Origin of the sequence: Halomonas sp. ND22Bw, assembly GCF_003011945.1 — a bacterium.
Lineage (GTDB): Bacteria > Pseudomonadota > Gammaproteobacteria > Pseudomonadales > Halomonadaceae > Halomonas > Halomonas halophila.
This window is the reverse complement of sequence record NZ_PXWD01000002.1, coordinates 323,478-346,074: the sequence shown is the minus strand read 5'-3', so window position 1 is coordinate 346,074 and position 22,597 is coordinate 323,478. Positions and strand designations below refer to the sequence as shown.

Below are 22,597 nucleotides of genomic sequence, written 5' to 3'. Positions count from 1 at the left end.
ACGGAGCGCCATGCCTCGGCGCCCCGTGCGACCCTCGACGGCTACTGCGACTTGCGGACCCGCAGATACCACTCGGAGAGCAGGCGCACCTGCTTCTCGGTGTAGCCACGGTCGACCATGCGGGCCACGAAATCCTCGTGCTTCTTCTGGTCCGCGGTGGAGGCCTTGGCGTTGAAGGAGATGACCGGCAGCAGCTCCTCGGTGTTGGCGAACATCTTGTGCTCGATCACCCCGCGCAGCTTCTCGTAGGACTGCCAGCTCGGGTTCATGCCATTGTTCTGAGCCCGGGCCCGCAGCACGAAGTTGACCACCTCGTGGCGGAAGTCCTTGGGATTGGAGATGCCCGCCGGCTTCTCGATCTTCTCCAGCTCCTCGTTGAGCGACTGGCGGTCGAACAGCTCGCCGGTCTCCGGATCGCGGTACTCCTGATCCTGGATCCAGAAGTCGGCGTAGGTGACGTAGCGGTCGAAGATGTTCTGACCGTACTCGGAGTAGGACTCGAGATAGGCGGTCTGGATCTCCTTGCCGATGAAGTCCACGTAGCGCGGGGCCAGGAACTCCTTGATGAAGCGCAGATAGCGCTCGAAGGTCTCCTTGGGCAGCTGCTCCTGCTCGAGACGCTGCTCGAGCACGTAGAGCAGGTGCACCGGGTTGGCCGCCACCTCGTGGTTGTCGAAGTTGAACACCTTGGACAGGATCTTGAAGGCGAAGCGCGTGGAGAGCCCATCCATGCCCTCGTCGACGCCGGCGGCGTCGCGGTACTCCTGGATCGACTTGGCCTTGGGATCGGTGTCCTTGAGGTTCTCGCCGTCATAGACCCGCATCTTGGAATAGACACTGGAGTTCTCCGGCTCCTTGAGCCGCGAGAGCACCGAGAACTGGGCCAGCATGCGCAGGGTGTCCGGCGCACAGGGCGCCTCGTTGAGCGAGGAGTGCTCGAGCAGCTTCTTGTAGATGTTGATCTCTTCGGTCACCCGCAGGCAGTAGGGCACCTTGACGATATAGACCCGGTCGAGGAAGGCCTCGTTGTTGCGGTTGTTGCGGAAGGCCTGCCACTCGCTCTCGTTGGAGTGCGCCAGCACGATGCCGTCGAACGGGATCGCGCCCATGCCCTCGGTGGGGTTGTAGTTGCCCTCCTGGGTGGCGGTCAGCAGCGGATGCAGCACCTTGATCGGCGCCTTGAACATCTCGACGAACTCCATCAGGCCCTGGTTGGCCCGGCACAGGCCGCCGGAGAAGCTGTAGGCATCCGGATCGTCCTGGGAGTAGAGCTCGAGCTGACGGATGTCCACCTTGCCGACCAGCGAGGAGATGTCCTGATTGTTCTCGTCGCCGGGTTCGGTCTTGGCGATGGCGATCTGATTCAGCCGCGACGGATAGAGCCGCACCACCCGGAACTGGCTGATGTCGCCACCGGCCTCCTTGAGGCGCTTGGCGGCCCAGGGCGACATCACGCTCTTCAGGCAGCGCGGCGGGATGCCGTATTCCTTCTCGAGCAGCTCGCCGTCATGCTCCGGCGAGAACAGCGCCAGCGGCGACTCCTGCACCGGCGAGCCCTTGATGGCATAGAAAGGCACATGCTCCATCAGCAGCTTGAGCCGCTCGGCGAGCGATGACTTGCCGCCACCGACCGGGCCGAGCAGGTAGAGGATCTGCTTCTTCTCCTCGAGCCCCTGGGCGGCATGGCGGAAATAGGCGACGATCTGCTCGATCGCCTCCTCCATGCCGTAGAACTCGGAGAAGGCCGGATAGCGACGGATGACCTTGTTGGAGAAGATACGCGACAGGCGAGGGTCCTTGGCCGTGTCGATCACCTCGGGCTCGCCGATGGCCTCCAGCATTCGTTCGGCCGCACTGGCATAGGCCGAGGGGTCCTCACGGCAGAGTTCCAGGTACTCCTGCAGGCTCATTTCCTCCTGCAGGGTGCGTTCGAAGCGGTTCTGCACATGATCGAAGATGCTCATCGATGCCTCCTTAAAGCCCGGGGCTCCGGCCTGGCAATCCTGGCCCTCTCGGCCGGGTCGGTAGCTTCAGAGTAGTCAGCGCGACCGGACGATGACGCCCGAAACCTTCAACGCAGGGCTACACTTCCTATGAGCCCGCGAAGCCGAAGCGGTTCATCCCGGGGCGTGCAGATTTTCAACGAACGCGGCTCACTCCCTCCTCTAGAGCGTGGCAGCCAGCCGCACGCCCTGGTCGATCGCGCGCTTGGCATCGAGCTCGGCGGCCCGGTCGGCGCCGCCGATGACGTGGACCGAAACGCCCGCCTCGCCCAGCGGCTCGAGCAGATCGCGCACCGATTCCTGACCAGCGCAGATCACCACGCTGTCGACCTCGAGCAGGCGCGGCTCGCCCTCGACGCGGACATGCAAGCCGGCGTCATCGATGCCGACGTAGTCGCAGCCGGCCAGCATCTCCACGCCGCGATGGCGCAACGAGGCGCGATGCACCCAGCCGGTGGTGACGCCGAGCCCGGCACCGGGCTTCGACGTCTTGCGCTGCAGCAGGGTCACCGTCCGCGGCACCGGCGGCCGCTCCGCCGCGCGCAGTCCTCCCGGCGCGGTCACCGTCAGGTCCACCCCCCACTCGTCGCACCAGGCGTCGGCGTCCAGGGCGGGATGGCCGGCATGGGTCAGCAGCTCCGCCACGTCGAAGCCGATGCCGCCGGCACCGATGATCGCCACCCGTGCGCCCACCCGCTCGGGGTGCTGGATGGCCAGCGGGTAGGACATCACCTTGGGATGATCGATGCCCGGCAGCTCGAGGGCCCGCGGCCGAACGCCGGTGGCCAGCACCACCTCGTCGAAGCCACGCAGCTCGTGGAGCCCGGGGTCGGTCGCGAGCCGCACGCTGACACCACGCTTCTCCAGCATGGTGCGGAAATAACGCAGCGTCTCGTCGAACTCCTCCTTGCCGGGAATCCGCCGGGCATGATTGAACTGGCCGCCCAGCGCGGCCTGACGCTCGAACAGCGTCACCGCATGGCCGCGTTCGGCGGCGGTGACCGCCGCGGCGAGCCCGGCGGGACCGCCGCCCACCACCGCGACGCGCTTCATCGACGCCGCCGGCACGATGGCAAGCTCGGTCTCATGGCCGGCCCTCGGGTTGACCAGGCACGAGGTCGGCTTGCCCTGGAAGGTGTGATCGAGACAGGCCTGGTTGCAGGCGATGCAGGTATTGATCTCGTCGACCCGCCCCTCCCGGGCCTTGGTCACCCAGGCCGGATCGGCCAGGAAGGGACGCGCCATGGAGATCAGGTCGGCATGGCCCTCGGCCAGCAAGCGCTCGGCGACCTCGGGCATGTTGATGCGGTTGGTGGCGATCAGCGGCACCGGCAGCGCGTCGCGCATGCGCCGCGACACCTCGGCGAACAGCGCCCGCGGCACGCTGGTGACGATGGTCGGCACCCGCGCCTCGTGCCAGCCGATGCCGCCGTCGATCGCATCGGCGCCGGCCTCGGCCACCGCGCGCCCCAGGGCGACCACCTCGTCATGGGTACTGCCCTCCTCCACCAGGTCGATCATCGACAGCCGGAACAGGATCAGGGCCTCGGCCCCCAGTGCCTCGCGGATGCGCCGCACTGCCTCCACCGGGAAGCGGATGCGGTTGGCGAAGCGACCGCCCCACTCGTCCTCTCGATGATTGGTCCCCCGGCAGACGAACTGGTTGATCAGGTAGCCCTCGGAGCCCATCACCTCCACGCCATCGTAGCCGGCCTCCCGGGCCAGGCGTGCGCAGCGCACGTAGTCGTCCAGGGTGCGCTCGATCTCCGCCGCGCTCAGGGCACGAGGCGGGCGAGGGTTGATCGGCGCGCGGATCGCCGAGGGCGCCACCGGCGCATCGGTGTAGGCGTAGCGGCCGGCGTGCAGGATCTGCAGGCAGATGCGACCGCCCTCGGCATGCACCGCCTCGACCAGGCGCCGGTGCTCGGCCACCTGTTCGGGCCGCTCCAGGGTGGCGCCGCCGTCGAACACGGCACCCTCCGCGTTGGGCGCGATGCCGCCGCCGACGATCAGCGATACGCCGGCCCGGGCACGCTCGGCATAGAAGGCGGCCAGGCGCGAGAAACCGCCGGGCATTTCCTCCAGGTTGGTATGCATCGAGCCCATCACCACCCGGTTGGGCAGGCGCAGCGGGCCCAGTTCGATGGGGCGAAACAGATGCGGAAAGTCAGCCACGTTCGAGCCACCTCGGAGCGTCGACAGGAAATTAAAACAACTGTATGACAGTCCCGCGGGCAGCGCAAAAGCCGCCTCGGCATTCGCCAGGAAAAGCCCGAGGCATTCGAACGAAAAAACCAGGTTCCAGACAACAGAAAAGCCCCGTGGCGTGAGCCACGGGGCTTTGGAATTCTGAGCAGATGGCGGACCGGACGGGACTCGAACCCGCGACCTCCGGCGTGACAGGCCGGCATTCTAACCAACTGAACTACCGGTCCGCGTGGTGGGCGATACTGGACTCGAACCAGTGACCCCCAGCATGTGAGGCTGGTGCTCTAACCAACTGAGCTAATCGCCCACGCGGTACTGCTTAGATTGTGCGTCATCGTGGCGGACCGGACGGGACTCGAACCCGCGACCTCCGGCGTGACAGGCCGGCATTCTAACCAACTGAACTACCGGTCCGCACTCGTTTCTGCGATGCAATCGGCCACTGTCTTCGACAGTGGTGGGTGGTACAGGGATCGAACCTGTGACCCCCAGCTTGTAAGGCTGGTGCTCTCCCAGCTGAGCTAACCACCCCCGGTCACATGGCGCTGCATTCTACGGAAACTGCGTTCATTGTCAACGCGTTTTTTTCATCCCCGTGGCGAACGGGCGGCGCAGAACGGCAGGCCATTCATCCACTTGGCCGCTATCGGTCCCCGGACGCATCGCGCGCCATGGCCTCGGCGATGGCCGTCGCCCCCTCGGCGATCAGGGCGGCCTGATCGCGTCCCGAGGCTCGACGTGGCTTCCAGTCATGCTCGCCGTCCTCCAGCCAGTGCAGCTCGACGCCGGCGGGCAGCGCATATTGCGCCACCTCCTCGCGAGTGCCGAAGGGATCCCGCGTGCCCTGCACCACCAGCGTCGGGCAGGCCAGGCTCGGCCAGTGATCGAGACGCAGCGACTCGGGCTTGCGCGGCGGGTGGAAGGGATAGCCGCAGAGCGCCAGGCCATCGGCGCCGTCGCGGGCCGCCAGCAGGCTGGCCACCCGGCCGCCCATGGACTTGCCGCCCAGCCACAGCGGCCCCGAAGCAAGATGCCGTACGCCATCGCGCCAGGCGGCGTACTCGTCGACCAGCCGCTCGACCCGCGGCGGCGGCCGACGCCGTCCCTCTTCGCGCATGCGCTGCATATAGGCGAACTCGAAGGCCAGGGTCTGTACGCCCCGCTCGGCCAGCGCCGCTCTCAGGCGTTGCATGAACATCGCGTCCTGGCCGGCGCCGGCACCGTGCGCCAGCAGCAGCTGGCCATGGCGCGCCTCGCCGGTGACGTCCAGCGGCCCGAGGGCGTCGAGATGGAAACTTTTTCTGAGCTCACTCATTGTATACACTTAATGAATACATTTAGTCTGGTCGTATAACATACAAGAACGACGGTTCACGCCAGGCGGCAGCGCAAGATCGACACGCCGCCCGCTCCCGACTTGACCGTCATCATCATGTGGGCGAAAGCCTTGAGCTAGACTGCTGCCCAAGCGCGACTCCCTCCAACGCGTTCGATGGAACCCGACATGAGCACAGCACTGGAACACCCCACCTACAACTACAAGGTCGTGCGACAGTTCGCGATCATGACCGTTGTCTGGGGCATCGTGGGCATGGTCCTCGGTGTCACGATCGCCGCCCAGCTGGTCTGGCCGGAACTGAACCTGGGACTGCCCTGGACCAGCTTCGGCCGCCTTCGCCCGCTGCACACCAACGCCGTGATCTTCGCCTTCGGCGGCTCGGCGCTGTTCGCCACCTCCTACTACGTGGTGCAGCGAACCTGCCAGACGCGCCTGATATCGGACCGGCTGGCCGCCTTCACCTTCTGGGGCTGGCAGGCGGTGATCGTCTCGGCGGTGGTGACGCTGCCCATGGGCTACACCACCACCAAGGAATACGCCGAGCTGGAATGGCCGATCAGCCTTTTGATCGCGGTGGTCTGGATCGCCTACGCCATCGTCTTCCTCGGCACCATCAAGAAGCGCCGAACCTCGCACATCTATGTCGCCAACTGGTTCTACGCCGCCTTCATCCTCACCGTGGCGGTGCTGCACATCGTCAACAACGCGGCGCTGCCGGTCTCGGCCATGTACTCCATCTCGATCTACGCCGGCGCCGTGGATGCCATGACCCAATGGTGGTACGGACACAACGCGGTGGGCTTCTTCCTGACCGCCGGCTTCCTGGGCATGATGTACTACTTCGTGCCCAAGCAGGCCGAGCGTCCGGTTTACTCCTATCGGCTGTCGATCGTCCACTTCTGGGCCCTGATCATGATCTACATGTGGGCCGGCCCTCACCATCTGCACTACACCGCCCTGCCCAACTGGGCACAGTCGCTGGGCATGGTGATGTCGATCATCCTGCTGGCGCCCTCCTGGGGCGGCATGATCAACGGCATGATGACCCTTTCCGGCGCCTGGCATAAGCTGCGCACCGATCCCACCCTGCGTTTCCTGGTGGTGGCACTGTCGTTCTACGGCATGTCGACCTTCGAGGGGCCGATGATGGCGGTGAAGACCGTGAACGCCCTCTCCCACTACACCGACTGGACCATCGGTCACGTCCATGCCGGCGCCCTGGGCTGGGTCGCGATGATCACCATCGGCTCCATGTACCACCTGATCCCGCGGCTCTACGGCCGCACCGAGATGTACTCGGTGTCGCTGATCGCCGTGCACTTCTGGCTGGCCACCGTCGGCACCGTGCTCTACATCGCCGCCATGTGGGTCAACGGCATCCTGCAGGGCCTGATGTGGCGCGCGGTGAATCCCGACGGCACCCTGATGTACACCTTCATCGAGTCCGTCGAGGCCAGCGGCGCGGGCTATGTCGTGCGCACCGTCGGCGGGCTGTGCTGGGTCGTCGGCATGCTGATCATGGCCTTCAACGTCTTCATGACCGTGCGCCGCCAGCAGAGCCTCCAGCAGCCGCAGCCCCAGGCCGCCGCCTGAGACAACAGGGAACGAGAAGACTGCCATGAGACACGAGATCGTCGAAAAGAACGTGGGCCTGCTCGCCGTGCTGGTGCTGGTGGTGATCAGCTTCGGCGGCCTGGCCGAGGTCGTGCCGCTGTTCTTCCAGAAGCAGACCACCGAGCCGGTGGAAGGGCTCGAGCCGCTGGAACCGCTCGAGCTCGCCGGCCGCGACATCTACCGCCGCGAGGGCTGTGTGGGCTGCCACTCGCAGATGATCCGCCCCTTCCGCGCCGAGACCGAGCGCTACGGCCACTACAGCGTGGCCGGCGAGTCGGTCTACGAGCACAACTTCCTGTGGGGCTCCAAGCGCACCGGCCCGGATCTGGCCCGGGTCGGCGGCCGCTACAGCGACGACTGGCATCGCGCGCACCTCTACAACCCCCGCGACGTGGTGCCGGAATCGATCATGCCGGCCTACCCCTGGCTGTTCGAGAACGTCCTCGACGGCGAATCCATCGCCGACAAGATGCGCGCCATGCGCACCCTGGGCGTGCCCTACAGCGACGAGCAGATCGCCGGCGCCCGTGACGCGGTACGCGGCGAGCGCGAGATCACTGCCCTGGTGGCCTACCTGCAACAGCTCGGCACCGTGCTCAAGGACACCCGCTGACATGGATATGGGAACGCTACGCGGCATCATCACCGGCCTGCTGCTGATCGGCTTCATCGGCCTGGTCTGCTGGGCTTATTCCAAGCGGCGCAAGCCGGACTTCGACGAAGCGGCCAACCTGCCCTTCGCCGACGACGACGAGCCCTCGGCCCGCGACACCGGCGCCCACCGGGACGACGCCCGGCGGGATCAGGCTCGTCAAGAACAGGGAGACCGTGACTCATGAGCTCATTATGGAATGACGTCCTGCCCGGCTTCTGGAGCGTCTGGATCATCGTCATCACGCTGGGCACCATCGTCATCAGCGCCTGGCTGCTGTTCGCCAATCGCAAGACCGACAAGGTCGCCGACGCCGAGGGCAACGTCGAGACCACCGGCCACGCGGCCGACGAGATCGAGGAATACGACAACCCGCTGCCGCGCTGGTGGTTCCAGCTCTACGTCGGCACGGTGATCTTCGCGCTCGGCTATCTGCTGCTCTACCCCGGCCTCGGCAACTTCGCCGGCCTGCTGGGCTGGACCCAGGAAGGCCAGTGGGAAGCCGAGGTGGCCCGGGCGGAGGAGCGCTACGCGCCGATCTTCGAGCAGTACCAGCAGGTCCCGATCCCGGCGCTGGCCCAGGACGCCGAGGCCATGCAGGTTGCCGAACGCCTGTTCCTCAACAACTGCGCCATCTGTCACGGCGCCAATGCCCAGGGCGGCTACGGCTTTCCCGACCTGACCGACGACGCCTGGCTCTACGGCGGCACGCCCGAGGCCATCGTGACCAGCCTCACCAACGGGCGCAACGGTCTGATGCCCGCCTGGCAGCAGCTCGGCGAGGACAACATCGGACGCCTCACCCAGTACGTGCTGTCGCTGTCCGGCCAGGCCGAGGATCCGCAGCGCGCCGAACAGGGCGAGGCGCTGTTCACCTCGGTGTGCGCGGCCTGCCACGCCCCCGACGGCACCGGCAACCAGGCCCTCGGCGCGCCGAACCTGACCGATGACGCCTGGCTCTATCGCCAGCCCGGCCAGCCGCTGGAGGCGTCCATCCGCCAGACCCTGCGCAACGGCCGCAACGGCCACATGCCGGCCCAGGCCGCCTACATCGGGGAGGACAAGGTCCACCTGGTGGCCGCCTACGTGTACGGCCTCAGCCGCCGCGACTGAGCCCCCGGCGGCGGGCCCACCCCGCCGCCGCCATCGATACACAGGCCGCCTGTCGAGAGCCCGCCATGAGCGACAAGATTCCCCACCGCGACATCACCGACGCCGGCGACAGCGTCAGCCAGGCGATGTACGCCCGCCGCCGGCACCTCTACGTGCGCGAGATCAAGGGCGTCTTCCAGCGCCTGCGGCGCAGCGCCAACTGGGCGCTGATGCTGGCCTACTTCCTGATCCCGTGGATTCCCTGGGGCGACCGCCCGGCGGTGTGGTTCGACCTGCCCGGCCGCGAGTTCCACATCTTCGCCGCCACCTTCTATCCCCAGGAGTTCATGCTGCTCTCCTGGCTGCTGATCATCTGCGCCTTCGGGCTGTTCTTCATCACCGTGTTCGCCGGCCGCGTCTGGTGCGGCTACACCTGCCCACAGAGCGTCTGGACCTTCCTGTTCATCTGGGTGGAACATCGCACCGAAGGACCGCGCAACCGTCGCATCCGGCTCGACCGTCACGGCTGGAGCGCCGACAAGCTGCGCCGCAAGCTCGCCAAGCACGCCATCTGGCTGGTCATCGCCGCCGCCACCGGCCTGACCTTCGTCGGCTACTTCACGCCGATCCGCGACCTGGTGATGGAGCTCCCGACCCTCGAGGCCCACGGCTGGTCCTACTTCTGGGTCGGCTTCTTCACCCTGTTCACCTACCTCAACGCCGGCTGGCTGCGCGAGCAGGTGTGCATCTACATGTGCCCCTACGCCCGCTTCCAGTCGGTGATGTTCGACGCCAACACCCTGATTGTCTCCTACGACGCCGCCCGGGGCGAACCGCGCGGCCCGCGCAGGAAGCGCCTCAGCCACGACGAGGCTCGGGAAGCCGGCCACGGCGACTGCATCGACTGCGAGCTGTGCGTGCAGGTCTGCCCCACCGGCATCGACATCCGCGACGGCTTGCAGTACGAATGCATCACCTGCGCGGCCTGCATCGACGCCTGCGACAGCGTCATGGACCGCATGGGCTATCCCCGCGGGCTGATCCGCTACACCACCGAGAACGCCCTCGAGGGCAAGCCGTCGCATCTGCTGCGTCCGCGCCTACTCGGCTACCTGGCCGTGCTGCTGGTGATGATCGGCCTGTTCGCCTGGACGGTCAGCGACCGTATCCCGCTGGGCTTCGAGGTGGAGCGCGGCCGCCAGCAGCTGTTTCAGATGACCGACGACGGCAGAATCCGTAACGTCTATACCCTGACGGTGCGCAACCTGGACCGCGAGGACCACGCCTACCGGCTCGCCGCCACGGGCCTGGAGGGGCTGACCCTCGACACCCGACGCGTCAGCGTGCCCGCCGGCGAGTCGCGCCGGCTGGTGGTGGAAGTCACCGCCCCGCCCGACGCCCTCCAGCGCCCCAGTCACGAGATCCGGCTGCGCCTGGAAGCCGTCGACGCCCCCGACATCGCCCTCGAGCGCGACGGCCGCTTCATAGGAGACACCCGCTGATGACGGCAGAACAACCGCCCATCGCCCCTTGGTACAAGCAGTTCTGGCCCTGGTTCATGATCGGCCTGCTGGGGGCCTCGGTCAGCTTCAGCCTGGTCTACCTGGCCCTCTCGATCCACTACTTCGACGGCACCGTGGCGGAGGACTATTACAAGGAAGGCCTGGCCATCAACGAGCAGATCGCCAAGCAGGAACAGGCCCGCACACTGGGGCTCTCGGCTGCCCTGAACGCCGACCCGGCCACCGGCGACCTGGTGGTCGACCTGACCGGGGAGTCGCGCCCGGAGCGGCTGACCCTGAAGCTGATCTTTCCCACCGAAAGCGAGCGCGACCGGCGACTGACGCTCGAGCACGTGCGCGCCGGCCGCTACGTCACCATGCTCGAGACGCCCCTGCGCCACCGCTGGTACCTGCACCTGGAGCCCGGCGACGGCAGCGAGCCCGCCTGGCGCCTCACCGGCGAGGCCCGCTTCCCCGCCCAGGCCGAGATCGTCCTGGCGCCCGGAGACTGAGCGGCACCATGACCGCGACCACCGCCACCGCGCCCGTCGAGCGCGCCGCCTGCTATCACTGCGGCGCCCGGGTTCCACAGGACGCCCCCTGGACGATCACCCTCGACGACGCCGAACACCCGCTGTGCTGCCCCGGCTGCGAGGCGGTGGCCCACGCCATCGTCGACGGCGGCCTGGCCGGCTACTACCGCTTCCGAAGCGAGCTGCCGACACGGCCCGACGAGCGCCGGACCGCCCAGGCCGAGACCTGGGCACTGTTCGACGACCCGGGCCTGCAGCGGCGCTTCGTGCATGCCGACGATGAGGGTGTGCACGCCACCCTGGCGGTGGAGGGCATCACCTGCGCCGCCTGCGCCTGGCTGATCGAGCATCGCCTCAACGCCCTCGACGGCGTCAGCGCCAGCGCCGTCGATCTCACCCACCACCGCGTCCGCGTCGCCTGGGACCCGCAGCGCATCGCCTTCTCGCGGCTGCTCGCCGAACTGGCCGCCATCGGCTACCCGGCCCAGCCCTATGAGCCCGACGAGGCCCAACGACGCCTGCAGCGCGAGGAACGCCGCCAGGTGCGCAGGCTGATCGTCGCCGGGGTCGGCATGATGCAGGTGGCGATGTTCTCGATCCCCTTCTACGTGGCCGGCGACGGCGGCCTGGGCGCCGACTTCGATACCCTCTTCCACTGGCTGGCCTTCGCCCTGACCACGCCGGTGGTGCTCTACTCGGCCCAGCCGTTCTTCGCCGGAGCGCGGCGCGACCTGCGCAACCGACAGCTGGGCATGGACGTGCCAGTGTCGCTGGCCATCGCCGGCGCCTACCTCGCCAGCACCTGGGCGCTGCTCGTCGGCCATGGCGACGTCTACTTCGACTCCGCGGCCATGTTCACCTTCTTCCTGCTGTTCGGCCGTTTCCTGGAGGTGCGCGCCCGGCGGCGCAGCGGGCGCCGCGGCAACGCCCTGACCGAGATCCTGCCGCTGTCGGCGATCCGCCTCGGCGAGCACGGCGAGGAGCGCCTCCTGCCCGCCAGCGAACTGGTCGCGGGCGACCGGGTGCTGGTCAGGCCCGGCCACGGCGTGCCCGCCGACGGCGTGATCGAACAGGGCGCCTCCAGCCTCGACGAATCGATGCTCACCGGCGAGGCGCTGCCGGTGACACGCGGCGTGGGCGACACCGTGACCGGCGGCAGCCACAACGTCGAAAGCCCGCTGACGGTGCGGGTGACCCATGCCGGACGGGATGCCCGGGCGGCGCGGCTGCTCGACCTCACCGACCGCGCCTTCGCCGAACGCCCGCCCGTCGCGCGCCGGGCCGCCCGGCTGGCCCATCACTTCGTGATCCAGGTGCTGCTGATCGCCGCCGCCACCGGATGGGTCTGGTCATTCGTCGACCCCGAGCGGGCCTTCTGGGTGACCCTCTCGGTGCTGGTGGTCAGCTGTCCCTGCGCCCTGGCGCTGGCCACGCCCACCGCCCTGACCGCCGCCCACGGCAGGCTCTACCGCCGCGGCGTGCTGCTGACCCGTGCCGACGCCCTGGAGACCCTGCCGCGCCTCGACCGGATGATCTTCGACAAGACCGGCACCCTGACCCAAGGCGAGATGCGGCTGGAGCGCACCGTGCCGCTGGCGGAACACGACCCCGAGCGTCTCACCGCGCTGGCCGCGGCCCTGGAGGCCCATTCCGAGCATCCCATCGCCCGCGCCTTTCGCCCCCATCGCCGCGCCGGCATCAGTGCCCGCAACGTCACCGCCCGCCCCGGCCTGGGCCTCGCCGGCGAGATCGACGGCCGTCCCTGGCGGCTCGGCCGGCCCGACTTCGCGGCCCCGGACCGAGTGCCGACGAATCCGGACAGCGGTGCCGAGATCGGCCACTGGCTGCTGCTGGCCGAGGACGGCGAGCCACGGGCCTGGTTCGCCCTGGGCGACCAGCCTCGGGAAGATGCCGCCGCCACCGTCGCCGCCCTGGCGGCGCGAGGCATCGCGGTGGAACTGCTGTCCGGCGACGCCGAGGGGCCCACCCGGGCGCTGGCCGAGCGACTGGGCATCGCCGAGTGGCGCGCCGGCGCGAGCCCCGAGGACAAGCTCGCTCGGCTGCGCGACTGCCAGGCCGAGGGCCAGCGGGTGGCCATGGTCGGCGACGGCATCAACGACATCCCGGTGCTGGCCGGCGCCGACATCGCCTTCGCCATGAACGCGGCCACCGACCTGGCCCGCACCCGGGCCGACGCCGTGCTGCTCGGCCCCCATCTCGGGCGGCTGGTCGAAGCGCTCGACGTCGGCCGCGCCACGCGGCGCATCATCCGCCAGAACCTGGGCTGGGCGCTGGCCTACAACCTGCTGGCCCTGCCCCCGGCGGCGCTGGGCTGGGTGCCCCCCTGGCTGGCGGCGCTGGGCATGTCGGCGAGTTCGCTGGTGGTGGTCGCCAATGCCCTGAGGCTGGCCCGCCAGCGGCGCGCCGAGCATACCCTCGCCCGGGAGGCATCATGAGCATTCTCTACCTGCTGATACCGCTGTCGCTGATCCTGCTCGGCCTGGCCGTCTGGGCCTTCTTCTGGGCCGTGCGCCACGACCAGTTCGAGGACCTGGAAGGCCCGGCGCATCGCATCCTGTTCGACGATGACGACCCGCCGCAAGGGCCAGGCCCAGCGCACGATGCGGGCGAGCCGAACGCCGCCCCCGACCGTGACCGAACCCGGGACAAGGACAGCGACAAGGACGCCCGATGAACCCCACCGGACTCGACCTGCCACCGCTGGCCGCGGCCTTCGTCTTCGGCCTGCTCGGCGGCGCCCACTGCATCGGCATGTGCGGCGGCATCATGAGCGCCCTGAGTTTCGCCGTGCCGCCCAGCCTGCGCCATCCGGCCCGGCTCGGCGGCCTGCTGCTGGGCTACAACCTGGGGCGCATCGCCAGCTACGTGCTCGCGGGCGCCCTGGCCGCCGGGCTCGGCACCCTGGTCGGGCTGGCCCCCGGGGTGCGCCTGGCGCTGCAGGTGCTGGCCGCGACGATGCTGATCCTGATGGCGCTCTACATCGCCGACTGGTGGAAGGGGCTGCTGAGGCTGGAGGCCCTCGGCAAGCGCCTGTGGCGCCGCCTGGAGCCCCTCGGACGGCGACTGATGCCGGTCGTGACGGTGCCCCAGGCGATGGCCCTGGGCGCCGTCTGGGGCTGGCTGCCCTGCGGACTGGTCTACTCGATGCTGACCTGGAGCCTGGCCAGCGCCGATCCGCTGCGCGGCGCGGCGCTGATGGGCGCCTTCGGACTCGGCACCCTGCCGGCGCTGCTGGCCACCGGCCTGGCCGCGCGTCGGCTGGGCGGCCTGATCCGCCACCCGGCCACCCGCACCCTGGCGGCACTGACGATCATCGGCTTCGCCCTGTGGCAGCTGTGGGGGCTGTGGCCGGGCGCGATGCCCCATGAGGCCGGTCACGCCGGGCAGCACTGAACCGCTTTCGCCGTCGCGCTTGACCCAGCGCAACACCGCCCGCTTCCGCGACCGCTAGCCTGATGGCATGCACTCCCGGAATCCTGCCATGCCCGTCACCGCTCCTTCCGACTTCGGCGCCGACGACTACGCCGCGGCGCTGGCCGCCAGCAACGCCGACGCCCGTCCCCTGTCGCTGCATCTGCGCCTGCCGCTGCGCCACGATGGCGACGCGCGCGTCGATCACGCCAAGGGCATGGACCCGTTCGAAGTCGACCTGGCCCGACTGGATCGCGAGATGGTGCTGGTGCGACGCTGCCTCGCCCCCGATCGACGGCTCGAGGCCCTGCACTGGGGCGGCAGCCTGCCCCCCTGGCTGAGCCTGTCGCGGATGAGCGGGCTGGTCGATCGGCTGGCCTCGCGCTTTCCCTTCGAATCGGGACATTGGCGCGACTTCACCGTCGAACTCGATCCCCGTGCCACGGATCTTCTCACCCTGCGCCATCTGGAAGCACTGGGCTTCAACCGCCTGAAGCTGGTCATGCGCCTGCCGAGGGCCGACCGCCCGGAAGCCCTGACGCGGCTGCAGTCACGCATCGAGCCGCTGCTCGACGAGACCGTTCGCATGGGCTGGCACTCGCTGAACCTGGTGCTGATCGTGCCGCCGGCGACGCCCGAGCAGGAGGCCGCCGCGGCGCTCGCCACGCTGATGGCCATGACGCCGCCACGCCTCTCGCTGCGCCCGGACCCCGCCTGGCAGGAAGGCGAGTCGACGCTGCCGGCGACACTGCTGGCTCGGATCGAGGACCGCCTGGCCGGAAACGGCTATCGGTCGCTGGGAGGCGGGTTCTACGCCCGCCACGGCGCCGCGCTGGAGGACGCCCGGGCGCAGACGCGACGCGAGCAGGCCCGCGACCGGCTGGGGCTTGGCCCCGGTGCCATCTCGCGGCTGCCCGACGCCGTGGCCTGCAACGCCGGCTCGGCCGAGGACTATGCCGCGGCGCTGGATGAGGGGCGACTGGCCACCGCATCGGGGCACTGGTCGCGCTGCCGCCGTTCGGGCACAGGACACGGCTAAGGGATGCTATGCCCGGGCGGGTGCTATCCGCCATAATGGGGGAGGCAAGCCCCGATCAAGGAGGACAGCATGCCCGATATCGCAGCCGGCAGGCGCCGCTCACTGCTGCACGAGACCCGCTGCCGGACCTGCAGCCTGAGTTCCCTGTGCCTGCCCCTGGCCCTCGAACTCGAGGACATCGATCAGTTCGATGCCATCATCCGCCGCCGTCCGCCGCTCAAGAAGGGCGAGTCGCTGTTCCGTCAGGGCAGCCCCTTCACCAGCGTCTATGCGGTTCGCTCCGGCAGCCTCAAGCAGATCACCAGCGAAGGCGGCGGCATGGATCAGCTGACCAACTTCTATCTGCCCAGCGAACTGGTGGGGCTGGACGGCATCGACGAGTCGACCTATCCCGGCTCGGTCATCGCGCTCGAGACCACCACCGTGTGCGAGATCCCCTTCGATCGCCTGGATGCCCTGTCGGAAAGCCTGCCGGAGCTGCGCGCCCAGCTCTACCGCAGCATGAGCAAGGAAATGCGCGACGACCGCCGCATGATGCGCCTGCTGTCGCGCAAGACCGCCGACCAGCGGCTGGCCACCTTCTTCGCCAGCCTCTCCGACCGCTTCCGGCGCCGCGGCTACTCCGCCTACAGCTTCCGGCTCTCCATGTCCCGGGCCGACATCGGCAACTACCTGGGGCTGGCCGTGGAAACCGTCAGCCGCATCCTGGGCCGCTTCCAGCAGCAGGGCCTGGTGGCCGTCTCCGGCCGCGAGGTGAACATCCTCGACCTGGACGCCCTGGCCGAGCTGGCCGAGGAAGAGGGCTGCCGCTGACGCGCCTTCGCCGCGAGCGGGAAGCCGGAAAACGCACCGCCCCCATGGCCGGCAGCACATGGGGGCGGTCTTTGTTGGGTTCTTCCCTCTCCCGGCACGAAGTGCCGCGCTCCAAGCTTCCCGCTTATCGCTCCTGGTGCAGATCGATGCGGTCGGCCTGCATCTTCGCCTGCTTCTCCTCCAGACCGGCGAAGTCGAACAGCTCGCGGTCGGCCAGCTGCGAGGGGGCGACGTTGGTCACCGCCTTGAACATGCTCTCCAGGCGGCCGGGATGCTTGGCCTCCCACTCGGCCAGCATTTCCTTGACCACCTGGCGCTGCAGGTTGGGCTGCGAGCCGCACAGGTTGCAGGGGATGATCGGGAAGGCCATGCGCTCCGAGAACTCGGCGATGTCGGCCTCGCGGCAGTAGGCCAGCGGGCGGATGACGATATTCTTGCCGTCGTCGGAGAGCAGCTTGGGCGGCATCGACTTGAGGCTGCCGCCGAAGAACATGTTGAGGAACAGCGTCTCGAGGATGTCCTCGCGATGATGACCGAGCGCGATCTTGGTGGCACCGATCTCCTCGGCATAGCCATAGAGGGAGCCGCGGCGCAGCCGCGAGCACAGCGCGCAGGTGGTCTTGCCTTCCGGGGTCTTCTCCTTGACCACCGAGTAGGTGTCGCGCTCGAGGATATGGTAATCGACGCCGAGCCCATCCAGGTACTCGGGCAGCACATGCTCGGGGAAGCCGGGCTGCTTCTGGTCGAGGTTCACCGCCACCAGCGAGAAGTTCACCGGCGCGTTGCGCTGCAGATTCCGCAGGATCTCCAGCATGGTGTAGCTGTCCTTGCCGCCGGACAGGCACACCATCACCTTGTCGCCCTCGCGGATCATGTCGAAGTCGATGATGGCGTTGCCGACCTGGCGCCGCAGACGCTTCTGCAGCTTGTTGAACTCGCGCTTGGCCTTGGCGTCGGGCGCCTCGGCGGACGGGGTCGACGGCTCGGCCGAAGCGGCCTCATCGGCGGGACGGGGATCGAAGGTCACGGCATCTTGCATGGTCGGGGCGCTGCCAGGGCAATCGGGGAAAGGGAAAGGGCGCCTATCCTACCACCCTGCCGCCAGGCTGGCGACGTGGCGCGCGCTCAGCCGCTGCGGCGCTCGAGCAGCGCGTCGCGGTCCAGCCGCAGGTGCATCAGGGCCGTGGTCACGGCGGTGCCCAGCACGCTGTGGCGCCCCATCAGCGGCACCTCGAGCTGCGCGGCGACCCGCTCGAAGGCCGGCGCCACCTCGAGCCGCGAATGATGATGGTAACGCTGGTAACGCTGGACCAGGTCGATGCCGGCATTGGGCAGGTCGAAGCCGAATCGGGCGCGCAGCGGGCGGTTCAGCAACGCCAGGTCGCGATCCAGCCGCCAGCCGACCAGCGGGCGATTGCCGACGAAGTCGAGCAGCCGCGCCAGGGCCTGGTCGAGCGTCACGCCGTCGTCGAGATCGATGCCGCGCAGGCCGTGACGCCGCAGCACCTCGGCGTCCACGCCTTCCGGGCGCGCCAGCCGCAGCTCCAGCGACTCGCTGGTCAGCACCCGATCGCCGCGCAGGCGCACCGCGGCGATCGCCAGCGGCTCGGCGCTGCGCACGTCGCCGCCGGTCGACTGCACGGCCAGCGCCACCAGCTCCTCCCCCGTATAGGGGCGGAACAGCCAGCCATACTGGCCATGGGCGTGGCGGTGGCGGTCGACCAGGCGGCGCAGGGTCTTGAGCATGTCGATGTCCTTGTCGTGTCGCGAGGCGGCGGCCGGCCACCTCAGGTGTATTCGAGGTGATAACGATGGGAAATCCGCTGCTTGAAGTCCTTGACGATGTGCAGCGCCTCGCGCAGCAGGTCACGCTCCAGCGACGACAGCGACTGGACCACGACCCGGTCCGGCTCGCCGTTCTCGTCGCCGCCGTCGCCCTCCAGCCGCGCCAGCTGCTGCTCGAGGCGCAGCTGGGTGAACAGCGACAGCGCCTCCCCCAGGTCTTCGGCGAAGCGCTCCTCGAGCCGCCCGTCGGCGGCCAGGGCATCGAGGCGATCCAGGGTGCCGGTGGCGAGGATGCCGCGCTCCAGCGCCATGACCCGCACGCCATGCACGATGGGAAAGATGCCGCCCTTCTTGATGTCGATGCCGTGCTGGGGCTTCTTCAGCGAGCCGAACAGGGTCAGCGGCGTGGAGAAGCGCATCACCGGCCGGGCGAAGTAGGAGAGCAGCAGCTCGTCACGGGAGGCCGCCTCGAACAGCGTCTCCCTCACCCGCTCGAGCAGTGCCGGATTGCCGGCCACCGCATGAGCGTCGAGCATGATCGCCAGCTTCATCAGGCTGTCGCCGTCGCGGGCCTCGACCCAGCGCGCGATGCGCGCCTTCCACTGGCGCTCGGTGCCCACCCAGTCCGGGTTGGAGACCATGATGTTGCCGGGGCAGCGCGGGTAGCCGAGCGAGACCAGGGTCTCGGTGAACTCGGCCATGCGCTCCATGCAGTCCGGCCACGCCAAGTCGTCGTCGAGGATCAGGCCGTTGTCCTGGTCGGTCTTGAGCATCTGCTCGCCGCGCCCCTCGCTGCCCATCACCATCAGGCAGCTGTCGCGCCTCAGGGGCTCGGGCATCGAGAAGTCCCAGGCCTTGTGGATGATGCGACCGTTGAGCGCGGCCAGCAGCCCCATGGCGAAGCGCAGCTTCACGCCCTGAGCCATCAGCGCACCGGCGAGCTCGGCGGTACGGCGGCTGGCGGAGGCCAACTGCTCCAGGTCGCCGGCCTGCTCGACCTGCAGGCTGACCACGTGGCTGCGGCTGGAGAAGTAGCTGAGCACGTCGGTCAGCTCCACCACGCCCACCGGCGCCTCGTCCTCGACGATCACCACGCGCTCGATGCGCCGGCGGGTCATCAGCACCAGCACCTCGAACAGATACTGATCGGGCCGGGCGGTGATCAGCTCCCCCCCGGCCAGCGACGACAGCGGTGTCTCCTGGCCGAGCCCCTCGAGCACCAGGGCGTCGAGCAGGTCGGTCTTGGTGACCATGCCCGGCCCGGCCTCGCCCTGCACCAGCAGGCTGTCGACCGCCTCGTCATGCAGCAGACGCACCGCCTCGGCGATGGTGGTCTCGCCGCCCAGGCAGCGCGGCGGGCGCATGCAGTCCTGGGCCCGCGCCAGCATGAAGCCGGCCATGGTCACCCCGCCGGCCGCGCGCTGCTCGGTCAGCAGCCGCGCCTTGTCGGCGAGACGCTGGCGGAAGAAGGCATCGAAGGCCGGATAGGCATCGCACAGCTCGAGAAACAGCGCCCGGGGCAGCAGGTAGCACAGCGATTCCTGCTCGGCACGGAAGCGATAGCGACTCTGGCCATTGAGAATGCTGATGGCACCGAACAGGTCGCCGCCGGTGTAGTGGCCGATGCGCTGGCGCTCGCCGGGCTGGGTGGTGTCCAGCTCGGCGACCTCGCCCTTGTGAATGAGGAAGACGTTCTCGCCGGGCTGCCCCGCCTCGAGGATGATCTCGTCGCGATCGAAGTAGGCCAGGTCGAGCCCGCCGCGCACGCGCTCCCGCCCGGCCTCGTCGAGCAGGCTGAAGGGGGCGTCGGAGAGATCGACATCGACCATGGAAGCGGGTCCTCGTGCCGGGAATCGCCGCCCCGGATCGCGCACCGAACGGGGCATGGGCCACGCGCGAGACGAAGAACCGGGGACAGCAGGGCTCGGGTCCAGAGTAGCAACCCCCTCTCGCGACCAGAATCTAGACCATGGTGTTAGGTATTCCGCCGCAGGCCGACCCGACGAATCTCGGCTTTATACCAAAGTCATAGCCCACGACCGTGACCTCATGCGTCATGACGTTATGCCGAGACCGGATGCCGAGTCATCATTCGGACATGGGGATAGACGATCGTCCAACCTTTGCCGTCCCTTCTCGAGCCAAAGCCTTCCATAAGCCTCATAAAATATTGATTTACAACAAACTTACGATCACTAATTGAATCGTTTTACGCTCATGATACGAAAGTCTGCGATGTTTTTTCCGGCGTTGTTGACCAGCATTGTCGATGATCATCGGGTGATGCCATCCCGCCGAGATGCGACCCCTCTTCGACGGGCACTTCATCATCCGGCACGCCGCCGCGGTCCGCTCGCCGGACACCGGGAAGGCCACGCGGCGACCCATGAATGCTGTGAGCAACTTCCCGACCCCAACAACAAGTGGAGAGCAATATCATGGCTGAAGAGACCCCCAATGCCGAGGCCTACTGGAAGGCCAACCTTAGATTGATTACCGGCTGTCTGGTCGTCTGGGCAGCCGTCTCCTACGGCGCGGCCATCCTGCTTCGACCGCTGCTGGCGGGCATTCCCGTGGGCGGCACCGACCTGGGCTTCTGGTTCGCCCAGCAGGGTTCCATCCTGACCTTCATCGGCCTGATCTTCTTCTATGCCTGGAAGATGAACCGGCTGGACAAGCAATTCGGGCTCGGGGAGTAACTCAGCATGAGTCAATTTGCCATCAACGTCCTGTTCGTCGGCGCCTCCTTCGCCCTCTACATCGGCATCGCCATCTGGGCCAAGGCCGGGTCGACCAAGGACTTCTACGTCGCCGGCGGAGGGGTGCATCCGATCACCAACGGCATGGCCATCGGCGCCGACTGGATGTCCGCAGCCTCCTTCATCTCCATGGCCGGCCTGATCGCCGCCGGCGGTTACGCCAACTCCACCTTCCTGATGGGCTGGACCGGCGGCTACGTGCTGCTGGCCATGCTGCTGGCCCCCTACCTGCGCAAGTTCGGCAAGTTCACGGTGCCGGAATTCATCGGTGATCGCTTCTACAGCAAGCAGGCGCGCATGGTCGCGGTGGTCTGCCTGATCGTGGCCTCGGTGACCTACGTCATCGGCCAGATGGCCGGCGCCGGCGTGGCCTTCTCGCGCTTCCTGGAAGTCGACGCCACCACCGGCCTGATCATCGCCGCCGTGGTGATCTTCTTCTACTCGGTGCTGGGCGGCATGAAGGGCATCACCTACACCCAGGTGGCCCAGTACATCGTGCTGATCATCGCCTACACCATCCCGGCGGTGTTCATCTCGCTGGAGCTGACCGGCAACCCGATCCCGGCGCTGGGCCTGTTCTCCGAACACAGCGAATCCGGCATGCCGCTGCTGGCCAAGCTCAACGAGGTGATCACCGAACTCGGCTTCAACGAGTACACCGCGGACGTGGACAACAAGCTGAACATGGTGCTGTTCACCCTGTCGCTGATGATCGGTACCGCCGGCCTGCCCCACGTCATCATCCGTTTCTTCACCGTGCCCAAGGTGGCCGACGCACGCTGGTCCGCCGGCTGGGCCCTGGTGTTCATCGGCCTGCTGTACCTGACCGCCCCGGCCGTGGCCTCCATGGCACGCCTCAACATCGCGACCACCGTCTATCCCGACATGGCCGGCCAGGTCGAGAACGTCGAGGATGCCACCGCCAACCCGATCCTCTACGAGGAGCGCCCGGGATGGATCCGCACCTGGGAAGAGACCGGCCTGATCCAGTATGAGGACAAGAACGACGACGGCCGCATCCAGCTCTACAACGACACCGAGGCCTTCGCGCCGACCGCCGAACAGCGCGGCTGGGAAGGCAACGAGCTGTCGGTCAACAACGACATCCTGGTGCTGGCCAACCCCGAGATCGCCAATCTGCCGGGCTGGGTCATCGGCCTGATCGCCGCCGGCGGTCTCGCGGCCGCACTGTCGACCGCCGCCGGCCTGCTGCTGGCCATCTCCTCGGCGATCAGCCACGACCTGATCAAGGGGGCCATCAATCCGCGCATCACCGAGAAGGGCGAGCTGATGGCAGCCAGGATCTCGATGTCGGTGGCGATCGTGGTGGCGACCTACCTGGGCGCCAACCCCCCGGGCTTCGCCGCCCAGGTGGTGGCCCTGGCCTTCGGTATCGCCGCGGCCTCGCTGTTCCCGGCGCTGATGATGGGGATCTTCTCCAAGCGGGTGAACAACCACGGCGCCATCGCCGGCATGGTCACCGGTCTGGTCTTCACCCTGGTCTACATCTTCGTCTACAAGGGCTGGTTCTTCATTCCGGGCACCAACAACCTGGCGGACACCCCGGAGAACTGGGTGATGGGCATCTCGCCGCTGTCCATCGGCGCGGTCGGTGCGATCATCAACTTCGCCGTGGCCTTCACCGTCTCCAAGGCGACCGCCGAGCCGCCCCAGGAGATCCAGGACCTGGTCGAGAGCGTGCGCTATCCCAAGGGTGCTGGCACCGCCGTCGACCACTGAGTCATAATCCTTCCGGCGCCCACGGGGCGCCGGCCCACTCTTCCATGTCGGGCTTCCTTCGGGAAGCCCGACGCGTATCAGGACGA

At 68.1% G+C, this 22,597-nt stretch carries 19 protein-coding genes and 4 tRNA genes; 13 read left to right on the top strand and 10 right to left on the bottom strand.

What is annotated here, in order from left to right; genetic code table 11:
- Positions 1-41: 41 nt before the first annotated feature.
- The 7 genes from CVH10_RS04450 to CVH10_RS04420 form a co-directional block, all read right to left on the bottom strand.
- On the bottom strand, positions 42-1,964 hold the full coding sequence (locus CVH10_RS04450; protein ID WP_016853659.1) for a PrkA family serine protein kinase: 1,923 nt from the start codon (positions 1,962-1,964) through the stop codon (positions 42-44).
- A 201-nt stretch (positions 1,965-2,165) separates the two neighbouring features.
- Positions 2,166-4,109: an FAD-dependent oxidoreductase gene (locus CVH10_RS04445; protein ID WP_369335732.1), complete on the bottom strand. Its 1,944-nt coding sequence runs from the start codon at positions 4,107-4,109 to the stop codon at positions 2,166-2,168.
- A gap of 252 nt (positions 4,110-4,361) precedes the next feature.
- A tRNA-Asp gene (locus CVH10_RS04440) sits at positions 4,362-4,438 on the bottom strand.
- 3 nt (positions 4,439-4,441) lie between these two features.
- Positions 4,442-4,518: transfer RNA gene (locus CVH10_RS04435), tRNA-Val, on the bottom strand.
- A gap of 30 nt (positions 4,519-4,548) precedes the next feature.
- Positions 4,549-4,625, bottom strand: a tRNA-Asp gene (locus CVH10_RS04430).
- A 41-nt stretch (positions 4,626-4,666) separates the two neighbouring features.
- Positions 4,667-4,742, bottom strand: a tRNA-Val gene (locus tag CVH10_RS04425).
- A gap of 112 nt (positions 4,743-4,854) precedes the next feature.
- The gene (locus tag CVH10_RS04420; protein ID WP_106487925.1) at positions 4,855-5,526 is read right to left on the bottom strand and encodes an alpha/beta family hydrolase; all 672 of its coding nucleotides are present in this window, start codon (positions 5,524-5,526) and stop codon (positions 4,855-4,857) included.
- A gap of 189 nt (positions 5,527-5,715) precedes the next feature.
- Between CVH10_RS04420 and ccoN the strand changes: the two genes are divergently transcribed.
- From ccoN to fnr, 11 genes are all read left to right on the top strand, one after another.
- Positions 5,716-7,143 (top strand): cytochrome-c oxidase, cbb3-type subunit I, encoded by a 1,428-nt coding sequence (gene ccoN / locus CVH10_RS04415; RefSeq protein ID WP_035597448.1) that lies wholly within the window; start codon positions 5,716-5,718, stop codon positions 7,141-7,143.
- A gap of 25 nt (positions 7,144-7,168) precedes the next feature.
- Complete coding sequence (gene ccoO / locus CVH10_RS04410) at positions 7,169-7,777, top strand: cytochrome-c oxidase, cbb3-type subunit II (protein WP_035597451.1); 609 nt, start codon at positions 7,169-7,171, stop codon at positions 7,775-7,777.
- Between the two features lies 1 nt (position 7,778).
- On the top strand, positions 7,779-8,003 hold the full coding sequence (locus CVH10_RS04405) for a CcoQ/FixQ family Cbb3-type cytochrome c oxidase assembly chaperone (RefSeq protein WP_035597457.1): 225 nt from the start codon (positions 7,779-7,781) through the stop codon (positions 8,001-8,003).
- On the top strand, positions 8,000-8,929 hold the full coding sequence (gene ccoP, locus CVH10_RS04400) for a cytochrome-c oxidase, cbb3-type subunit III (protein ID WP_106487924.1): 930 nt from the start codon (positions 8,000-8,002) through the stop codon (positions 8,927-8,929). The genes CVH10_RS04405 and ccoP overlap by 4 nt, the downstream gene beginning before the upstream one ends.
- A 65-nt stretch (positions 8,930-8,994) precedes the next feature.
- Entirely contained in the window at positions 8,995-10,410 is a 1,416-nt protein-coding gene (gene ccoG / locus CVH10_RS04395) for a cytochrome c oxidase accessory protein CcoG (protein ID WP_081945865.1), read from the top strand.
- Positions 10,410-10,922 (top strand): FixH family protein, encoded by a 513-nt coding sequence (locus CVH10_RS04390; protein ID WP_035597463.1) that lies wholly within the window; start codon positions 10,410-10,412, stop codon positions 10,920-10,922. Before ccoG ends, CVH10_RS04390 begins: the two co-directional genes overlap by 1 nt.
- A gap of 8 nt (positions 10,923-10,930) precedes the next feature.
- Complete coding sequence (locus CVH10_RS04385) at positions 10,931-13,399, top strand: heavy metal translocating P-type ATPase (RefSeq protein ID WP_106487923.1); 2,469 nt, start codon at positions 10,931-10,933, stop codon at positions 13,397-13,399.
- Positions 13,396-13,638, top strand: coding sequence for a cbb3-type cytochrome oxidase assembly protein CcoS (gene ccoS, locus CVH10_RS04380; RefSeq protein WP_035597469.1), 243 nt, complete (start codon positions 13,396-13,398; stop codon positions 13,636-13,638). Before CVH10_RS04385 ends, ccoS begins: the two co-directional genes overlap by 4 nt.
- Positions 13,635-14,357 (top strand): sulfite exporter TauE/SafE family protein, encoded by a 723-nt coding sequence (locus CVH10_RS04375; protein WP_035597472.1) that lies wholly within the window; start codon positions 13,635-13,637, stop codon positions 14,355-14,357. The genes ccoS and CVH10_RS04375 overlap by 4 nt, the downstream gene beginning before the upstream one ends.
- Before the next feature lie 88 nt (positions 14,358-14,445).
- Positions 14,446-15,414 (top strand): hypothetical protein, encoded by a 969-nt coding sequence (locus CVH10_RS04370; protein ID WP_035597474.1) that lies wholly within the window; start codon positions 14,446-14,448, stop codon positions 15,412-15,414.
- Between the two features lie 69 nt (positions 15,415-15,483).
- Positions 15,484-16,227 carry a fumarate/nitrate reduction transcriptional regulator Fnr gene (gene fnr, locus CVH10_RS04365; RefSeq protein WP_052052526.1) on the top strand — a complete coding sequence of 248 codons (744 nt, stop codon included), beginning with the start codon at positions 15,484-15,486 and terminating at the stop codon, positions 16,225-16,227.
- A gap of 124 nt (positions 16,228-16,351) precedes the next feature.
- Here fnr and ttcA read toward each other — a convergent pair whose 3' ends face one another.
- The 3 genes from ttcA to CVH10_RS04350 all read right to left on the bottom strand — a co-directional run bounded on the left by ttcA (position 16,352) and on the right by CVH10_RS04350 (position 19,841).
- Positions 16,352-17,266, bottom strand: a complete 915-nt coding sequence (gene ttcA, locus CVH10_RS04360; protein ID WP_035597476.1) for a tRNA 2-thiocytidine(32) synthetase TtcA — start codon at positions 17,264-17,266, stop codon at positions 16,352-16,354.
- A gap of 86 nt (positions 17,267-17,352) precedes the next feature.
- A complete protein-coding gene (locus CVH10_RS04355; protein ID WP_035597478.1) occupies positions 17,353-17,973 on the bottom strand; it encodes a DNA polymerase III subunit epsilon in 621 nt (206 codons plus the stop codon).
- A 41-nt stretch (positions 17,974-18,014) separates the two neighbouring features.
- Positions 18,015-19,841 (bottom strand): putative nucleotidyltransferase substrate binding domain-containing protein, encoded by a 1,827-nt coding sequence (locus CVH10_RS04350; RefSeq protein ID WP_106487922.1) that lies wholly within the window; start codon positions 19,839-19,841, stop codon positions 18,015-18,017.
- Positions 19,842-20,450: 609 nt separating this feature from the next.
- Between CVH10_RS04350 and CVH10_RS04345 the strand changes: the two genes are divergently transcribed.
- Together CVH10_RS04345 and CVH10_RS04340 are read left to right on the top strand one after the other, a co-directional pair.
- Positions 20,451-20,711, top strand: a complete 261-nt coding sequence (locus tag CVH10_RS04345) for a DUF4212 domain-containing protein (RefSeq protein ID WP_035597483.1) — start codon at positions 20,451-20,453, stop codon at positions 20,709-20,711.
- A 6-nt stretch (positions 20,712-20,717) separates the two neighbouring features.
- The gene (locus CVH10_RS04340; RefSeq protein ID WP_035597485.1) at positions 20,718-22,511 is read left to right on the top strand and encodes a sodium:solute symporter family protein; all 1,794 of its coding nucleotides are present in this window, start codon (positions 20,718-20,720) and stop codon (positions 22,509-22,511) included.
- The last annotated feature ends 86 nt before the right edge of the window (positions 22,512-22,597 follow it).

Coding starts and splice junctions, on each gene's coding strand:
- CVH10_RS04450 (WP_016853659.1), bottom strand. CDS start 1,964: ATGAGCATCTTCGATCATGTGCAGAACCGCTTCGAACGCACCCTGCAG.
- CVH10_RS04445 (WP_369335732.1), bottom strand. CDS start 4,109: ATGGGCTCGATGCATACCAACCTGGAGGAAATGCCCGGCGGTTTCTCG.
- CVH10_RS04420 (WP_106487925.1), bottom strand. CDS start 5,526: ATGAGTGAGCTCAGAAAAAGTTTCCATCTCGACGCCCTCGGGCCGCTG.
- ccoN (WP_035597448.1), top strand. CDS start 5,716: ATGAGCACAGCACTGGAACACCCCACCTACAACTACAAGGTCGTGCGA.
- ccoO (WP_035597451.1), top strand. CDS start 7,169: ATGAGACACGAGATCGTCGAAAAGAACGTGGGCCTGCTCGCCGTGCTG.
- CVH10_RS04405 (WP_035597457.1), top strand. CDS start 7,779: ATGGATATGGGAACGCTACGCGGCATCATCACCGGCCTGCTGCTGATC.
- ccoP (WP_106487924.1), top strand. CDS start 8,000: ATGAGCTCATTATGGAATGACGTCCTGCCCGGCTTCTGGAGCGTCTGG.
- ccoG (WP_081945865.1), top strand. CDS start 8,995: ATGAGCGACAAGATTCCCCACCGCGACATCACCGACGCCGGCGACAGC.
- CVH10_RS04390 (WP_035597463.1), top strand. CDS start 10,410: ATGACGGCAGAACAACCGCCCATCGCCCCTTGGTACAAGCAGTTCTGG.
- CVH10_RS04385 (WP_106487923.1), top strand. CDS start 10,931: ATGACCGCGACCACCGCCACCGCGCCCGTCGAGCGCGCCGCCTGCTAT.
- ccoS (WP_035597469.1), top strand. CDS start 13,396: ATGAGCATTCTCTACCTGCTGATACCGCTGTCGCTGATCCTGCTCGGC.
- CVH10_RS04375 (WP_035597472.1), top strand. CDS start 13,635: ATGAACCCCACCGGACTCGACCTGCCACCGCTGGCCGCGGCCTTCGTC.
- CVH10_RS04370 (WP_035597474.1), top strand. CDS start 14,446: ATGCCCGTCACCGCTCCTTCCGACTTCGGCGCCGACGACTACGCCGCG.
- fnr (WP_052052526.1), top strand. CDS start 15,484: ATGCCCGATATCGCAGCCGGCAGGCGCCGCTCACTGCTGCACGAGACC.
- ttcA (WP_035597476.1), bottom strand. CDS start 17,266: ATGCAAGATGCCGTGACCTTCGATCCCCGTCCCGCCGATGAGGCCGCT.
- CVH10_RS04355 (WP_035597478.1), bottom strand. CDS start 17,973: ATGCTCAAGACCCTGCGCCGCCTGGTCGACCGCCACCGCCACGCCCAT.
- CVH10_RS04350 (WP_106487922.1), bottom strand. CDS start 19,841: ATGGTCGATGTCGATCTCTCCGACGCCCCCTTCAGCCTGCTCGACGAG.
- CVH10_RS04345 (WP_035597483.1), top strand. CDS start 20,451: ATGGCTGAAGAGACCCCCAATGCCGAGGCCTACTGGAAGGCCAACCTT.
- CVH10_RS04340 (WP_035597485.1), top strand. CDS start 20,718: ATGAGTCAATTTGCCATCAACGTCCTGTTCGTCGGCGCCTCCTTCGCC.